This window comes from Sphingomonas sp. PP-F2F-A104-K0414, assembly GCF_004340945.1.
Lineage (GTDB): Bacteria > Pseudomonadota > Alphaproteobacteria > Sphingomonadales > Sphingomonadaceae > Sphingomonas.
In genome coordinates this window covers 338,199-351,636 of the sequence record NZ_SLYD01000003.1, presented here as the reverse complement: position 1 = coordinate 351,636, position 13,438 = coordinate 338,199, and the positions used below count along the sequence as shown (strand labels likewise).

Below are 13,438 nucleotides of genomic sequence, written 5' to 3'. Positions count from 1 at the left end.
CTGGCCCGCATGATCGACATCGAAGGCGTAAAGGCGGCGGTTGCCGCAGTGGCAGGCAAGCGGGCAACCGTCCGGATGGAAGGCGCGCGAGCCGGCATCATCATCGATGCGACCGGGCTCGACCCGCAGGCGCGCGATGCGCTGGAGGCGACCGTGCGGATGGCGGCGACGCAACCCGGTGTGTCCGAAGTGCGGATCGCGGTGACCGCGGAACGCTCGACGCGCCGGCTGATCGCGGTCGCCAGCGGCAAGGGCGGCGTCGGCAAATCGACGCTCGCCGCCAACCTCGCGATCGCGATGTCGCGCGCGGGTCGTCGCGTCGGGCTGGTCGACGCCGATATCTACGGGCCATCGCAGCCGCGGCTGATGAACGTCGAGGGCACGCGCCCAACCGCGAAGGACAAGGTCCTCGACCCGGTCCCGACCCCGTACGGCGTGCCGCTGCTGTCGATGGGCCAGCTCGTCGAGCCGGGCAAGGCGATCGCGTGGCGCGGGCCGATGGCGGCGGGCGCGCTCGGCCAACTGGTCGAGGCGGACTGGGGCGTGACCGATACGCTGGTGCTCGATCTCCCGCCCGGCACCGGCGACGTCCAGCTGACGATGGTCCAGAAATACCGGCCGGCGGGGGCAGTGATCGTCTCGACCCCGCAGGATCTCGCGCTGATCGACGCACGCCGCGCGATCGACCTGTTCGAGAAGGCTGGCATCCCGATCATCGGTCTGGTCGAGAACATGGCCGGCTATATCTGCCCGCATTGCGGCGAAGCGTCGGACCCGTTCGGCAATGGCGGCGCCGAGGCGGCGGCGCGCGAACTGGGCATCCCGTTCCTCGGCCGCGTGCCGCTGACGATCTCGATCCGCACGGCGTCTGACGCGGGCACGCCGCCGGCTTCGAATCCCAACGATACGGTGTTCATGCCGATTGCGGCTCAGGTCGTCGCATGGCTCGGAAAACTGTGAAACTCGCGGGCCTGATCTACGTTGTGTGATTACCGGTCGTACCGAGTGGCCTTCTGCCACGGTACGAGCGGACCAGGTTTCCCTCATTGGAGGCATCGATGCCCTTGACCGCCGATGCCGATATCAAGGCCTTGCTCGAAGGTGCTAGGACGATCGCGATGATCGGCGCCTCCGACCGCCCCGATCGCCCGTCCTACGGTGTCATGGCCAAGCTTCAGGCGCACGGCTACCGCGTGATCCCGGTCAATCCGCAGATCACCGGCGAGCATGTCCACGGCGAGTTCGTCTTCCGCGACCTGTCGCAGCTGGGCGACCCGATCGACATCGTCGACATCTTCCGTAACTCGGCAGCAGCCGGTGAAGCGGTCGACCAGGCGATTGCGGCGGGTGCAAAGGCCGTGTGGATGCAACTCGGCGTCATCAACGAAGAAGCGGCAGCGCGCGCCGAAGCTGCAGGGCTGCAAGTTGTGATGGACCGCTGCCCGGCGATCGACATTCCCCGACTCGGAGTCGCCAAGATCGAGCAATGACGCTTGCTCCTTCGGACGATCGCGGCCAGTCTGCGTGTCAGTCCGGGAGATGCCGATGCTGGTCATGCTGCTATCGATACTGATCGAAGACCCGCTGATGGCGACCGCGAAGGCGCGTATGGCCGCCGAGCGCCCCTGCCCGACCAGTGTCGATGCGACAGACATAACGGTCTGCGGCATGCGGACCGCCGATCGATTTCGCGTGCCGTTCGTCGTCCATGACGCGGGTGATCCCAAGCATGAAAGCCTCAGGGACGAACGCACCCGCCTGCTCCACCGCACCTCGCCGCTCGCCGATCTCAGCCCCTTCCAGGTCGGCGGCGGGATGGCAGGCGTCACCATGACGGTCGGCGGCGAAGGCGGCACATCGTTCCGCAAGCCCGCGCCGTAAGGCCCGCGCCGCGCCATAGGAATCCAGTATGATCGCCGTACTTCTATCTGCCCTGCTTCAGGTGGCCGCGGCCCCGGTTGCGCCGCCCGTGCCCGAGCGTTTCTCGATCCTCGTCGATCCGTGCGCCACGCAGACGCAGGACGGCAATGAAGTGGTCGTCTGCGGCAAGTCCGCGACGACGACCCCTCGCCTGCCGATGCGCGATGATCGCGGCCCGCCCGACCACGCGGTTGCCTCGAACCCCAACCTCACCGCCGTCCGCGCGCTGGAGTTGTCAGATACACCGTGCGCCGCCCGACAGGGAGGATGCCAGGTCGGCTTCGGTCCACCGATCGCCCCGATCGCGAAGGCTGCGGTAGGATTGATCAAGAGCGCGCTGGCGAAAAAGCCCGACAAGACCGGCCGCGTGCCGATCGATCTCGACGGCCCCGTCGGCACCGTGAACTAGGTGAAGCGACGTAACGGGGGCGCACAATGATCCTGCTGTTGGTACTGCTGCAAGTCGCCGCATCGGCACCCCCGGCGAGACCGATCGTCGCGCCGCCGCCGCAGAGCTGGTCGATCCTCAATCCGCCCGCCTGCCCCGGTTCGAGTCCGACCGAGGTGATCGTCTGCGGCGGCAAGGGCACATCCGAGCAGCGTCTGCCACTGCCCGGCGAACGCCCGCCGCAGGATCGCCCGCGCCAGCCGACCGGCGATCCGCGCGCGGCGCTCGACAATAGCGGGCCGGTGTGTCCGCCGGGCGGATGCACGGGCGTCGACCTGTTCACGGTCCCGGTCGTGCTGATCCGCGGCATCGGCGCGCTGATCGATCCGCATAGCTGCTGCGAGAATAACGAGGGCAAGGACGCCATGGCGCTGGTGCGCGACGTCGGGCGGCAGTTTCGAAAGAAGCCAGACAAGTCGAACCGCGTGCCGATCGTGCTGGATGAGCCGGTGAAGTAAGGTAGCGCAGCGCGTCACTTCAGCACGACCGACCTCCACGTGTTTCCCCGCGAAGGCGGGGACCGAGTCTGGACTCCCGCCTTCGCGGAGAACAAGGTGGAGGCTGCTTTGCTATCCACCACCCCGGCGAAGGCCGGGGCCCAGTTAGGGGACGAAGCTAACGAAGCGCACGCGCCGTTACTGCGACCTTTCCAACTGGGCCCCGGCCTTCGCCGGGGTGGTCGCTTTTAGACGGGAGTGGCAGTCATTACCGCCCCTTCAATCCAGAATATGCATCCACATCGGCTGCCCCACGAGACTCTGCGACCCGCGCAGCTTCTCCAGCGCCTGCGCGATCGACCGCTCCGGGCTCTCATGCGTCACGATCGCCACCAGCACGCTGCCATCGGCAATCGCCCCCCGCTGGATCAGGCTCTCGATCGAGACCCCCGCATCGCGCATCGCCGCCGCGATTTCCGCCAGCACCCCGACCCGGTCCGCGACGGTGAACCGCAAATACGCACGCCCCCGCCGCTCGCCGCTGTCCGCCTTCGGCGCCGCCGTAAGCGACACCACCGGCATCGCGAATGGCGGGCCGAACTCCCCGCGCGCGATGTCGATCAGGTCGGCCACCACCGCGCTCGCGGTCGGGCCATCACCCGCGCCCGCACCCTGGAACAGCAGGCGACCGACGAAATTGCCTTCCGCGACGACGGCATTAAGCGATCCGGTCACGTGCGCGAGCGGATGATCGATCGGCACGAGATGCGGATGCACGCGCTGGAACAACCCGTCCGCGCCTGCCTCGGCCAGACCGAGCAGTCGCACGCGATAGCCCAAGGCCGCCGCCTCGGCGATATCCGCGCCCAGCAGATGCCGGATGCCGCTGATCGCAACGTCGTCGAACGCCGGCTGCGTCCCGAACGCGACGGCCGCCAGGATCGACAATTTGTGCGCCGCATCGACACCGTCGATGTCGAAGCTCGGATCGGATTCGGCAAACCCGAGCGCCTGTGCCTCGGCAAGCACCTCGGCAAAGTCGCGACCCTCCGATTCCATCTTCGACAGGATGAAATTGCACGTCCCGTTGAGAATCCCATACACGCGGGCGATCTCGTTTGCCGCGGCGCCTTCGCGAAGCCCCTTGATAACCGGGATGCCCCCCGCGACCGCCGCCTCGAACTTCAGCGCGACCCCGGCCGTTTCCGCAGCCTGCGCGAGTTCGAGCCCGTGATGCGCGATCATCGCCTTGTTCGCGGTGACGAAACTCCGCCCCGCCCCCAGCGTGCTGCGCGCGAGAGTCAGCGCCGGTCCGTCCGATCCCCCGATCAGCTCGACTACGACATCCGCGCCCGGCTGTTTCGCCAGCGCGGTCGTGTCGTCGACCCAGGCAAACCGCGACAGATCGACGCCGCGATCCTTGCCGCGATCGCGCGCAGAGACCGCGACGATCTCGATCTCGCGACCTGCCCGCCGCGCAATCAACTCGCGGTTGGCATCCAGCAATCGGATCACACCGCCGCCAACGGTTCCCAGACCCGCAAGGGCCACGCGCAATGGTTCGCTCATTTTCGTCCTCCACTCGCGCGTCCGGTTACGTTTCACAGACGTTTTGCGCAATCCTGATGACGCATCGGCGTTGCGCCCCTATCTGGGCGTCATGTCCGGCCGCTTCGATCACCTCCCCAACCGTCGCACGATCATCGATCGCCGCGCCGTCGCCGAAACCATCGCTGCGCTGGAAGGCGTCGACGCAACTGCGCTCCGCCGCGACGCGACGACGCTGCTGAAGGCCGCACTCGAGAAAGGCCGGGTCGAGGTCGAACGCCGCCTCGTGGAACATCCGTCGCGCGGGTTGGAAGCGTCGAGCGCGCAGGCGTATCTGATCGACGCGCTGCTCCGCATCCTGTTCGATTTCACCACGCAGCGGCTCTACCCCCTGCCCAACCCGACGATCGGCGAGCGCCTGACGCTGATCGCGGTCGGCGGCTATGGCCGTGCGGAAATGGCGCCGCATTCGGACGTCGACATCGGCTTTCTCACCCCCGGCAAGCAGACGCCCTGGGCTGAGCGCGTGATCGAGTCGATGCTGTACGCGCTATGGGATCTTGGGCTGAAGCTTGGCCAGTCGAGCCGCTCGCTCGACGAGATGGTCCGCCAGGCGAAGGCCGACGTCACCGTCCGCACCGCGCTGCTCGAAGCGCGCTACGTCTGCGGCGACACCGAGCTGTACGAACAGGCGTCGCACCGGTTCAAGACCGAAGTCCAGGCCGACACCGCGCGCACCTTCATCGCCGACAAGCTCGCCGAACGCGACGCGCGCCACCGCAAGATGGGCGACACCCGCTATGTCGTTGAACCCAATGTCAAAGAGGGCAAAGGCGGCCTGCGCGATCTTCACGCTTTGTTTTGGATCGGCAAATACATCTACGACGTCCAACGCGCCGCCGAACTGGTCGAGGTTGGGCTGTTCACCAAGGCCGAATACCGGCTGTTCCACCGCGCCGACAATTTCTTCCAGGCGGTACGCTGCCACCTGCACAGCATCACCGGTCGCGCCGAGGATCGGCTGACGTTCGACCTGCAACGCGAAATCGCCGACCGGATGCGGTTCTCCGACCGGCCGGGCAAGTCGAAGGTCGAGCGGTTCATGCAGTTCTATTTCCTGCAGGCAAAGACGGTCGGCACGCTCAGCGGCGTATTCCTCGCGCATCTCGACGAGAAGTTCGCAGCGCGAGGCCGGCGCTTCGGATTGCCGACAATCCGCCGTTCGCCGCGGAAGCTCAATGGCTTCGTGCTCGATCGCGGACGGTTGGCGCTGCCGAGCGACGACTTCTTCCAGGCCAATCCGGAACGCCTGATCGAAATCTTCCAGCTAGCCGACAAGCACGGCGTCGAGATCCATCCGCTGGCGATGCGCGCCGCGGCGCGGGATGCCAAGTTGGTCGACGACGTGCGCACCAGCCCGACCGCCAATGCGCTGTTTCTCGACGTGCTGACGAGCCCGCGCGATCCCGAACTCGTGCTGCGCTGGATGAACGAGGCGGGGGTGTTCGGCCGGTTCGTGCCCGATTTCGCACGCGTCGTCGCGCAGATGCAGTTCGACATGTACCACCACTATACGGTCGACGAGCACACCATCCGCGCGATCGGCCTGCTCGCGCGGATCGAGAGCGGTGCGCTGAAGGAGGAGCATCCGCTCGCCAGCGCGATCTTCGAACAGATCGTGTCGCGGCGCGCCTTGTATGTCGCGGTCCTGCTGCACGACATCGCCAAGGGACGTGGCGGCGATCACTCGATCTTGGGCGCGGAGGTGGCCCAGCGGCTATGTCCGCGCTTCGGCCTCACGCCCGCCGAGACCGAGACGGTCGCGTGGCTGGTGCGCTGGCATCTGCTGATGTCGGCGACCGCGTTCAAGCGCGATCTCAGCGACTTCAAGACGATCCTCGATTTCTGCGACGTGGTGCAGAGCCCGGAGCGGCTGCGGCTGCTACTCACCCTTACAATCGTCGACATCCGCGCGGTTGGGCCAGGCGTGTGGAACGGTTGGAAGCGCCAGTTGCTCGGCGATCTGTACGAAGCGGCGGAAGAGGTCCTTCGCCTCGGTCACAAGCAGAAGGGGCGTGCCGAGCGCATCGCCGCCAAGCAGGAGCATCTGCGCGATGCGCTCGGCTGGGACGAAGCGACGTTTGCAACGCTCGTCCACCGTCTCCCCGAAGCGTACTGGATCGCCGAACCCGAGGACGTGCTCGCGCACAATGCGCGTTTCCTCGCCAACACCGGCGAGGCGCAACTCGCGATCGACGCGCACGTCTATCCGGGGCGCGGCGCGACGCTGGTGACGATCTACGCGGCCGATCATCCCGGGCTGTTTTACCGTATCGCCGGGGCCATCCATGTCGCTGGCGGCAACATCATCGACGCGAGAATCCATACCACGCGCGACGGGATGGCGGTAGACAATTTCCTCGTGCAGGATCCGTTCGGGCGGCCGTTCGACGAAACCGGCCAGTTGTCGCGCCTGAAGACCGCGATCGAGGACGCGCTCGCCAATCGCGGCAAGCTCGCCGATCGGCTAGTGGCAAAACCCCTGCCCCGGACGCGCGCCGAGGCGTTCGACATCGTTCCCAATGCGCTGGTCGACAACAAGGCGTCGAACCGGTTCACGGTAGTCGAGGTCAATGCACGCGATCGGCCAGCTTTGCTCAACCAGCTCGCCAATGCGCTGTTCCAGTCGAAGGTGACGATCCACTCAGCGCATGTCGCGACCTATGGCGAGCGGGCTGTGGATACGTTTTATATCACCGACCTCACGGGAGACCGGATCACCCAGCCTGCTCGGTTGAGAACCTTGGAGCGCAGGTTGCTGGCAGCAGCGGCGGGGGAAGAGATAGATTTGGCGGCGTAGGGCGTTTCTCATCCTCCCCTGCAAGGGGAGGTGGCGCCAAGCGACGGAAGGGTATCGTGCTATCGAGCGCAGCGCCCCCTCCGTCAGCGCTACGCGCTGCCCCCCCTTGCAGGGGAGGAAACAGACATGAAAAAGCCGACCTGCATCTATGTGCGGACCGGCTTTTTCCTACCCTAACCCTCCGATCAGAAGCGCGAGCGGAGCGTCAGGCCGTAGGTGCGGGGTTCGGCCAGATACGACGTGAAGATCTGGTTTGCGGTCGTGCCGAACGCCTGGGTCTGCGCCTGGCTGCCCGCCCCCTGGAACGGTGCGTTGAACGCAACCTGCTGGTAGTTGGTGTCGAGCAGGTTCTGCGCCCAGACCTCGAGTGCCCACTTCTGCTGCGGCCCACGGATGCCGACGCGGGCGTTCATCAGGAAAAAGCCGTCCTGTGCCTTTTCCGGGAACAGGTCCGACCCCGTGTTGTAGTCGCTGGTCATACGGCCATCGACGTAGAACAACGCGGTTAGCCCGGTATGGCCGATATCCGGTGTCCATGCCGTCGACGCGGTCACGGTGTGCTTCGGCGCATTGGACAGGTTGCTGCCCGAGAGCAGGAACAGCGCGGCATCGAGCGGCTGGCCGCTTTCGGTACCAACCAGATTGTTGCGGAAGCGCGTGTTCGTGTAGGTGTAGCCGAGGTTCACCGAGTAGTTCGGCGCCGGGAACAGCCCGGCTTCAAGCTCGAAACCTTGCGAGATTACGCCGTAATTCGTCTTCCCCGTGCAAGCACCGGTCGTCGAGCTCGCATCCTGATCCGCACCGTTCAGGCTCGTATCGCAGGTGCTGATGTTCTGGACGATGAAGTTGGTGCCGTTGAAGGTGTTCAGCTGGAAGTTCTTGAACTCCTGACGGAAGCCCGCGACGTTGAAGGTGAAATCCTTCGACGTGAACTTCAGGCCGACCTCGTACGCGTTCACGGTCTCAGGATCGAACCGCAAATTGGCGGCGCTGGCATTGGTCGGCGACGAGAATACGTTGGCCGTCAAATCCGAACGATCGAGATTATAGCCGCCCGCCTTGTAGCCTCGCGAGTAGGACGCATACAGCAACGTGTCGGTCCGCGGCTTATACGAGATCACGCCGGTGCCGGTGAACTCACCTTCCTTGAAGCCATTATTGAGATCGAGGCCATTGAGCGCAGTCGTCGAGTTGCCTGTGCAGGTAAGCGTGACGATGCCGCCGACGAGCGTCTTGACCGCCGCCGGGACCGCCGCACTGGCGAGCAGCGGGCTGAGATTGGCTTGCTGGACCGGGCAGACTGCGTTGTTGTTGTTGAAGTCGCCGTGGAAATCCTTCGCCTCATGCGTGTAGCGCAGGCCACCGGTGATCGACAGCTTGTCGGTTAGCTTGAAGATATTGTGCGTGAAGAACGCGTAGTTCTCGCTGTCCTGATAATAGGTCGAACGGACGTCGCCGACATTGTTGACGGTACTGAGGCGATCGATGCCGGCGAGCACCGTGTTGGTCAGCGCACCGAAGGCTGGCGTCGTGCCGGGCACCTGGCCTGACAACACCGCGCGACCGGCTGCGCTGAGGCAACCCGGGTTGGCCGGGTTACGCAGTGCCGCAGCAGGATTGATCGTCGCGACGATGCGGCAAGCGGCGAACGCGCCATATTGCGTGCCGAACTTCAGATTGTCGGCAACGACAAGGTCTTCCTTCGAGTAATAGCCACCGACCAGCCAGTCGAGCTTGTCGTTGAACAGCGAGCCGTTCAGGCGGACTTCCTGGCTGAAGGTGTGGAACTGGCGGAAGCTGTTACCGTCATCGGGCCGATAGGCAATGTCGAGATTGCCGTAGTCGATATCCCCCGCGCCACCCGATTTGTATTCGCGGTATGCCGTGATCGAGGTGAGCGAGGCGCCGCCGAGGTTGATGTCGATCTGGCCCGAGCCGCCGTAATCGGTCGTGACGTTCGAATAGGCGCGGCCGGGCGAGTTGGCGATGCGGCGATTATACGGATCGCCCGCGCTCGGGAAAACCGCACCCATGCTCTGCATGACCTGGACGATGCGGTTGCCCGCGGGATTGATAGCGAAATCGCCGGGGACGCCCGGGGTCGGATCGATCTTTTCCTGGGTGTTGATGTAGACCGCGCCGCAGCACTTCTCGTCGCGGTGCGTGTAGTCGCCGATCAGGCGGACGGTAACGTCGGACGAGGGCTCGAACAGCAACTGCCCGCGGACGAAATAGCGATTGCGATCGTTGTAATCGGTCTTGTTGACGACGTCGTAATAATAGCCGTCGCGCTTGCCGAACACGCCGTCGAGGCGAAACGCGAGCTTGTCTGCGATGATTGGGCCGGTCAGCCCGCCGGCTATACGAACGTTGTTGTAGTTGCCGTAGGTCGCCTCGGCATAGCCACCGAATTTGTACGACGGTAGCTTCGTCAGGATGTTGATCGAACCTGCCGTGGCGTTGCGGCCCGACAACGTACCCTGCGGACCGCGCAGAACCTCGATACGATCGACTTCGCCGAGGTCGTTGAGACCCGAGCCGGTGCGGCTGCGATAGACGCCATCGATGAATACCGCGACCGAGCTCTCAAGGCCCGGGTTGTCGCCGACCGTGCCGATACCGCGAACGCGGGCGGACGCGTTGGCCTCGCTGCCAGTCGAGGAAATCAGCAGAGAGGGGACAAGCTGGGTGGCCTGACGGATGTCATTCGCGCCGGTATTCTCCAGCGCTGCCGAACCGACCGCGGAAACCGCGATCGGCACGTTCGACAGCCGCTCGGAACGACGGGTGGCGGTGATGACGATGTCGCTGGCGTTACCCGAATAGACTGGCGCCGCGGCGACCGGGGTTTGCCCCGCATCAACCGACCCAGCCGCCGTGCCCGACGTCGTCGTCGCGGTCGCCTGCGCTTCGGGCTGCGAGGTCGGGACGTCCTGCGCGAATGCCGGGGCGACGATCGCCGTGGTTGCTGCGGCGGACAACAGATATGCGATCATACGCATCGGCATTCTCTCCTGAGTGTTCGAATGTTTTCGAACTTATGGTTTGGACGTTAGGTAGAGGCCTTACGCTGTTCGCGTCTAGCAATTTCCGCATACGGAAACCGATTTTTGAACATTGTGTCTCCAAACCGCCACATAGTGGCAGACAGCAAACCCTAGTTTCAAATCGCAACTGTTCAGGTGGATGAGTCGGCATGCGCTGATGGGAAGACCAGGACGTTGATCGCTCTCGAACGGCCGCCCCCGACGAATCTTACGCAGGCCCAGCGCCGAGTCTTGCAGGCAGCATTATCCGACCGCCGCCGCTTCGCTCGGTGGACGCACCTCGTCGAGTCGTGTGGGATAGCCGCAAGGCCGCCTTGCGTACTGCAGTGGCGGCCCAGACAGATGGACAGGCAGAAGGCCTTCCTGGGCGCCCCCGCGGTATGTCAGGCCTGCGCGAAGACCTTGGTGCCGATGATGCCGACCACGGTCAGCGCCATGAAGCAGGCTTGGATGCCGCTGACCTTGTCGCCGAACAGGATGACGCCGCCGATGATGACGCCGATCGCGCCAGCGCCGGTCCAGATCGCATAGGCGGTGCCGGCGGGTAGGCCGCGCATCGCAAGCGCGAGCAGGCCCATGTTGACGAAGCTAAGGACGATCGGGACGCTGGAGGCCTGCCACGTGGCGATGGTGGCGGCCCATTTGAGGCTGAGCGCCCAGCAGATTTCAGTGACAACGGCGACCGCAAGGATGAGCCAGGACATGGTTGTTCTCCAACGGGCTCAGATTGGAGACTCGGCCGCCGGAAACCCGGGAAGAGACGGCCGTCAATATTGGAGAGGTTTAGCGCGCTAGGCGCTTTTTCGTTCCCCCGCGGAGGCGGGGGTCCAGGATCCCATAGGATTACGCTTGTAACCCTGGCCCCCCGCCTTCGCGGGGGAACAGCAGGTGAGCAGATCGCCGCCCTAGCTCGCTTAGTTCAGGCGGCTAAGGCCCGAGATCGAGCGGTCGACCATCATGCGGTCGGCGGCGGCGTCGTGGTGCTCGGCAATCAGGATACCGGCAGCCTTCGCCGCGGCATCCGCCGCCCGGGCACGGACTTCGGCGATTGCGGCGCGTTCGGCGGCGGCGATCTTGTCCTCGGCCATTTTCGCGCGGCGGGCCATCAAGTCTTCGGCGCCAGCCTTCGCCTTGGCGATGATCGCCGCGGCTTCGTGATGTGCGTGGGCCTTCATGGCTTCGGCTTCGACGTGCGCGGTATTGGCCTTCGCCTCGTACTCGGTGCGGATCGCTTCGGCTTCGGCACGGAGCGCCTTGGCTTCGTCGAGCTGCGTGCGGATGCCGGCGATGCGCGTGTCGAGCATCTTGCCGATCATGCCCGGAACCTTCTTCCAGACCATCAGCAGGATGACGACGATCATCGCCACCGCGACCCAGCCGGTCGAGGTCAGGCCGAGCGCGGTCGGGTCGGGCACATGCTCGACGCCGCCGGGCGCAGTGGTGTGACCCTGGAGGCCCTGGTTGTCGATCGCACCCTCGGGCGCCATGCCCTCGCCGTGGATGACCTTTGCGGCCGAATCTGGATTAGCCATGCGCCGTCGTCCTGCGTACCGCGTCGGTTGCCGCGTCCAGGCTGACCTGGAGGCCGGCGACCTTGGCGGCCAATTGCTGTGCTGCTTCGGCGGCGACACCCTGCAAGTTCGAGAGTGCCTCGGCCTTGGCGTTGGCTACCGCCAGATCGTGATGACCCAGACGCTCGGCGAGTTCGGCGTCGGCCGCGTGGACCTGCTGCTCGAACGCGGTCGCCGCACGCTTGGCTGCTGCCGCGGTCTCGGCCTGCGCCGCGACGCGCGCCGCGTCCATTTCGGCCTGCCAGTTCGCCTGGACCGTATCGGCTTGCGCACGGGCAGCGACCGCCGCCGCCAGATCGCCGGCGATCTTGCCTTCGCGCGAGTCCACGTTGGACACGATCTTTGGCACCATTCCCTTGCCGATCCCGAAATACAGGATGCCGAAGGTTAGGAGCAGCCAGAAGATCTGCGAGGCGTAGGTAGCGGCTATCTGGGAAATCTGGGGCATGTCGGTCCTTCGTGAAACGGCCGGGCGCGGTCGCCCGGCCAATTCAGCGAGTGGTTAGGCGACGAACACGAGGATGATCATCGTGACGAAGGCGAGCAGACCGAGAAGCTCGGCTGCCGCGAAACCGATGAACAGACGGCCCTGCTGGCTGTCGGCTGCGCCCGGGTTGCGGAGAGCGCCGGCGAGGAACTGTGCGAACACGTTGCCCACGCCGAGTGCTGCGAGGCCCATGCCGATCGCTGCGAGGCCGGCACCGATCATCTTTGCTGCTTGTGCGTCCATGATAAAACTCCCTTGAAAATCAGTTAGGTATTGGAAAACTTGGTGAAGGCTGCCCCACTTAGTGGAGATTGACCGCGTCGTTCAGATAGACCGACGTCAGCAACGCGAACACATAGGCCTGGATCGCGGCGACCAGCAGCTCGAGCAGCGTGATGCCGATCATCAGCAGCATGCTCGGCGCGGTCACCAGACCGATATACACGCCGCCCAGATTGAGACCGTTGATCACGAACGCGGCGAGCACCTTGAGCAGGATATGCCCCGCGGTCATCGCCACGAACAGTCGCAGACCGAGCGAGAACGGACGCACCAGGAACGACATCAGCTCGACCACGAAGATCAGCGGGATCATCAGTGCGGGCGTGCCGCTTGGCACGAACAGCGAGAAGAAGTGGAAGCCGTGCTTGCCGAAACCGACGAGCAGGACGATCGCGAAGCTGATCAGCGCCAACACGCCGGTGACGGTCATGTGGCTGGTCACGGTGAACGGGTGCACGCCGGGGACGATGCCGAATGGCAGGAGCCCGATGATGTTCGCGAACAGGATGAACATGAACAGCGAGAACACATAGGGCACGAAGCGCTTGCCGCCCGGGCCGACATTCTGCTCGAGCATGCCCGAGATGAAGCCGGTGAAGCCCTCGACCGCCATCTGCCACCGACCGGGGACGAGCTCGCGCTTCATGCCACCGATCATGAACGCCCAAAGCGCGACCAGCGTCACCACCATCCACAATGCGGAGTTGGTGAACGACAGGTCATAGCCACCTACGATCCAGTGCGAGCCGAACGCCGGCTCGATCAGGAACTGGTGCATCGGATCGATCTTGCCGCCCTGTTCTGCCGCCACGTGGAATCCCTGCCGTCTTGATACGAC

The 13,438-nt window shown here is 64.9% G+C and carries 13 protein-coding genes; 6 read left to right on the top strand and 7 right to left on the bottom strand.

Going from position 1 to position 13,438, the window contains the following annotated elements; translation table 11 throughout:
* Nucleotides 1–9 precede the first annotated feature (9 nt).
* The 5 genes from C8J46_RS08805 (at nucleotide 10) to C8J46_RS08785 (ending at nucleotide 2,826) form a co-directional block, all read left to right on the top strand.
* The gene (locus C8J46_RS08805) at nucleotides 10–960 is read left to right on the top strand and encodes an Mrp/NBP35 family ATP-binding protein (protein WP_132737635.1); all 951 of its coding nucleotides are present in this window, start codon (nucleotides 10–12) and stop codon (nucleotides 958–960) included.
* A gap of 98 nt (nucleotides 961–1,058) precedes the next feature.
* A complete protein-coding gene (locus tag C8J46_RS08800) occupies nucleotides 1,059–1,490 on the top strand; it encodes a CoA-binding protein (protein ID WP_132737632.1) in 432 nt (143 codons plus the stop codon).
* A 55-nt stretch (nucleotides 1,491–1,545) separates the two neighbouring features.
* A complete protein-coding gene (locus C8J46_RS08795; RefSeq protein ID WP_132896124.1) occupies nucleotides 1,546–1,881 on the top strand; it encodes a hypothetical protein in 336 nt (111 codons plus the stop codon).
* Between the two features lie 28 nt (nucleotides 1,882–1,909).
* Nucleotides 1,910–2,329, top strand: coding sequence for a hypothetical protein (locus C8J46_RS08790; RefSeq protein ID WP_132737630.1), 420 nt, complete (start codon nucleotides 1,910–1,912; stop codon nucleotides 2,327–2,329).
* Between the two features lie 26 nt (nucleotides 2,330–2,355).
* Nucleotides 2,356–2,826: a hypothetical protein gene (locus C8J46_RS08785; RefSeq protein WP_132737627.1), complete on the top strand. Its 471-nt coding sequence runs from the start codon at nucleotides 2,356–2,358 to the stop codon at nucleotides 2,824–2,826.
* Nucleotides 2,827–3,084: 258 nt separating this feature from the next.
* Here C8J46_RS08785 and C8J46_RS08780 read toward each other — a convergent pair whose 3' ends face one another.
* Nucleotides 3,085–4,374 (bottom strand): homoserine dehydrogenase, encoded by a 1,290-nt coding sequence (locus tag C8J46_RS08780; protein ID WP_132737625.1) that lies wholly within the window; start codon nucleotides 4,372–4,374, stop codon nucleotides 3,085–3,087.
* A gap of 91 nt (nucleotides 4,375–4,465) precedes the next feature.
* Here C8J46_RS08780 and C8J46_RS08775 point away from each other — a divergent pair, with 91 nt between their 5' ends.
* Nucleotides 4,466–7,213 carry a [protein-PII] uridylyltransferase gene (locus C8J46_RS08775; protein WP_132738256.1) on the top strand — a complete coding sequence of 916 codons (2,748 nt, stop codon included), beginning with the start codon at nucleotides 4,466–4,468 and terminating at the stop codon, nucleotides 7,211–7,213.
* A 185-nt stretch (nucleotides 7,214–7,398) separates the two neighbouring features.
* Here C8J46_RS08775 and C8J46_RS08770 read toward each other — a convergent pair whose 3' ends face one another.
* The 6 genes from C8J46_RS08770 to C8J46_RS08745 all read right to left on the bottom strand — a co-directional run bounded on the left by C8J46_RS08770 (nucleotide 7,399) and on the right by C8J46_RS08745 (nucleotide 13,378).
* Nucleotides 7,399–10,215 carry a TonB-dependent receptor gene (locus C8J46_RS08770; RefSeq protein WP_132737623.1) on the bottom strand — a complete coding sequence of 939 codons (2,817 nt, stop codon included), beginning with the start codon at nucleotides 10,213–10,215 and terminating at the stop codon, nucleotides 7,399–7,401.
* Between the two features lie 428 nt (nucleotides 10,216–10,643).
* Nucleotides 10,644–10,964, bottom strand: coding sequence for an SMR family transporter (locus tag C8J46_RS08765; protein ID WP_132737620.1), 321 nt, complete (start codon nucleotides 10,962–10,964; stop codon nucleotides 10,644–10,646).
* A gap of 210 nt (nucleotides 10,965–11,174) precedes the next feature.
* On the bottom strand, nucleotides 11,175–11,792 hold the full coding sequence (locus tag C8J46_RS08760; protein ID WP_132737618.1) for a hypothetical protein: 618 nt from the start codon (nucleotides 11,790–11,792) through the stop codon (nucleotides 11,175–11,177).
* Entirely contained in the window at nucleotides 11,785–12,279 is a 495-nt protein-coding gene (locus C8J46_RS08755) for an ATPase (protein WP_132737615.1), read from the bottom strand. Before C8J46_RS08755 ends, C8J46_RS08760 begins: the two co-directional genes overlap by 8 nt.
* Nucleotides 12,280–12,333: 54 nt before the next feature.
* A complete protein-coding gene (locus C8J46_RS08750; protein ID WP_055873230.1) occupies nucleotides 12,334–12,561 on the bottom strand; it encodes a F0F1 ATP synthase subunit C in 228 nt (75 codons plus the stop codon).
* Between the two features lie 58 nt (nucleotides 12,562–12,619).
* Nucleotides 12,620–13,378, bottom strand: a complete 759-nt coding sequence (locus C8J46_RS08745) for a F0F1 ATP synthase subunit A (RefSeq protein WP_132738253.1) — start codon at nucleotides 13,376–13,378, stop codon at nucleotides 12,620–12,622.
* Between the last annotated feature and the right edge of the window lie 60 nt (nucleotides 13,379–13,438).

Bases quoted from the DNA above. Each gene is read 5' to 3' on its own strand.
- C8J46_RS08805 (WP_132737635.1), top strand. From the start codon at position 10: ATGATCGACATCGAAGGCGTAAAGGCGGCGGTTGCCGCAGTGGCAGGC.
- C8J46_RS08800 (WP_132737632.1), top strand. From the start codon at position 1,059: ATGCCCTTGACCGCCGATGCCGATATCAAGGCCTTGCTCGAAGGTGCT.
- C8J46_RS08795 (WP_132896124.1), top strand. From the start codon at position 1,546: ATGCTGGTCATGCTGCTATCGATACTGATCGAAGACCCGCTGATGGCG.
- C8J46_RS08790 (WP_132737630.1), top strand. From the start codon at position 1,910: ATGATCGCCGTACTTCTATCTGCCCTGCTTCAGGTGGCCGCGGCCCCG.
- C8J46_RS08785 (WP_132737627.1), top strand. From the start codon at position 2,356: ATGATCCTGCTGTTGGTACTGCTGCAAGTCGCCGCATCGGCACCCCCG.
- C8J46_RS08780 (WP_132737625.1), bottom strand. From the start codon at position 4,374: ATGAGCGAACCATTGCGCGTGGCCCTTGCGGGTCTGGGAACCGTTGGC.
- C8J46_RS08775 (WP_132738256.1), top strand. From the start codon at position 4,466: ATGTCCGGCCGCTTCGATCACCTCCCCAACCGTCGCACGATCATCGAT.
- C8J46_RS08770 (WP_132737623.1), bottom strand. From the start codon at position 10,215: ATGCGTATGATCGCATATCTGTTGTCCGCCGCAGCAACCACGGCGATC.
- C8J46_RS08765 (WP_132737620.1), bottom strand. From the start codon at position 10,964: ATGTCCTGGCTCATCCTTGCGGTCGCCGTTGTCACTGAAATCTGCTGG.
- C8J46_RS08760 (WP_132737618.1), bottom strand. From the start codon at position 11,792: ATGGCTAATCCAGATTCGGCCGCAAAGGTCATCCACGGCGAGGGCATG.
- C8J46_RS08755 (WP_132737615.1), bottom strand. From the start codon at position 12,279: ATGCCCCAGATTTCCCAGATAGCCGCTACCTACGCCTCGCAGATCTTC.
- C8J46_RS08750 (WP_055873230.1), bottom strand. From the start codon at position 12,561: ATGGACGCACAAGCAGCAAAGATGATCGGTGCCGGCCTCGCAGCGATC.
- C8J46_RS08745 (WP_132738253.1), bottom strand. From the start codon at position 13,378: ATGCACCAGTTCCTGATCGAGCCGGCGTTCGGCTCGCACTGGATCGTA.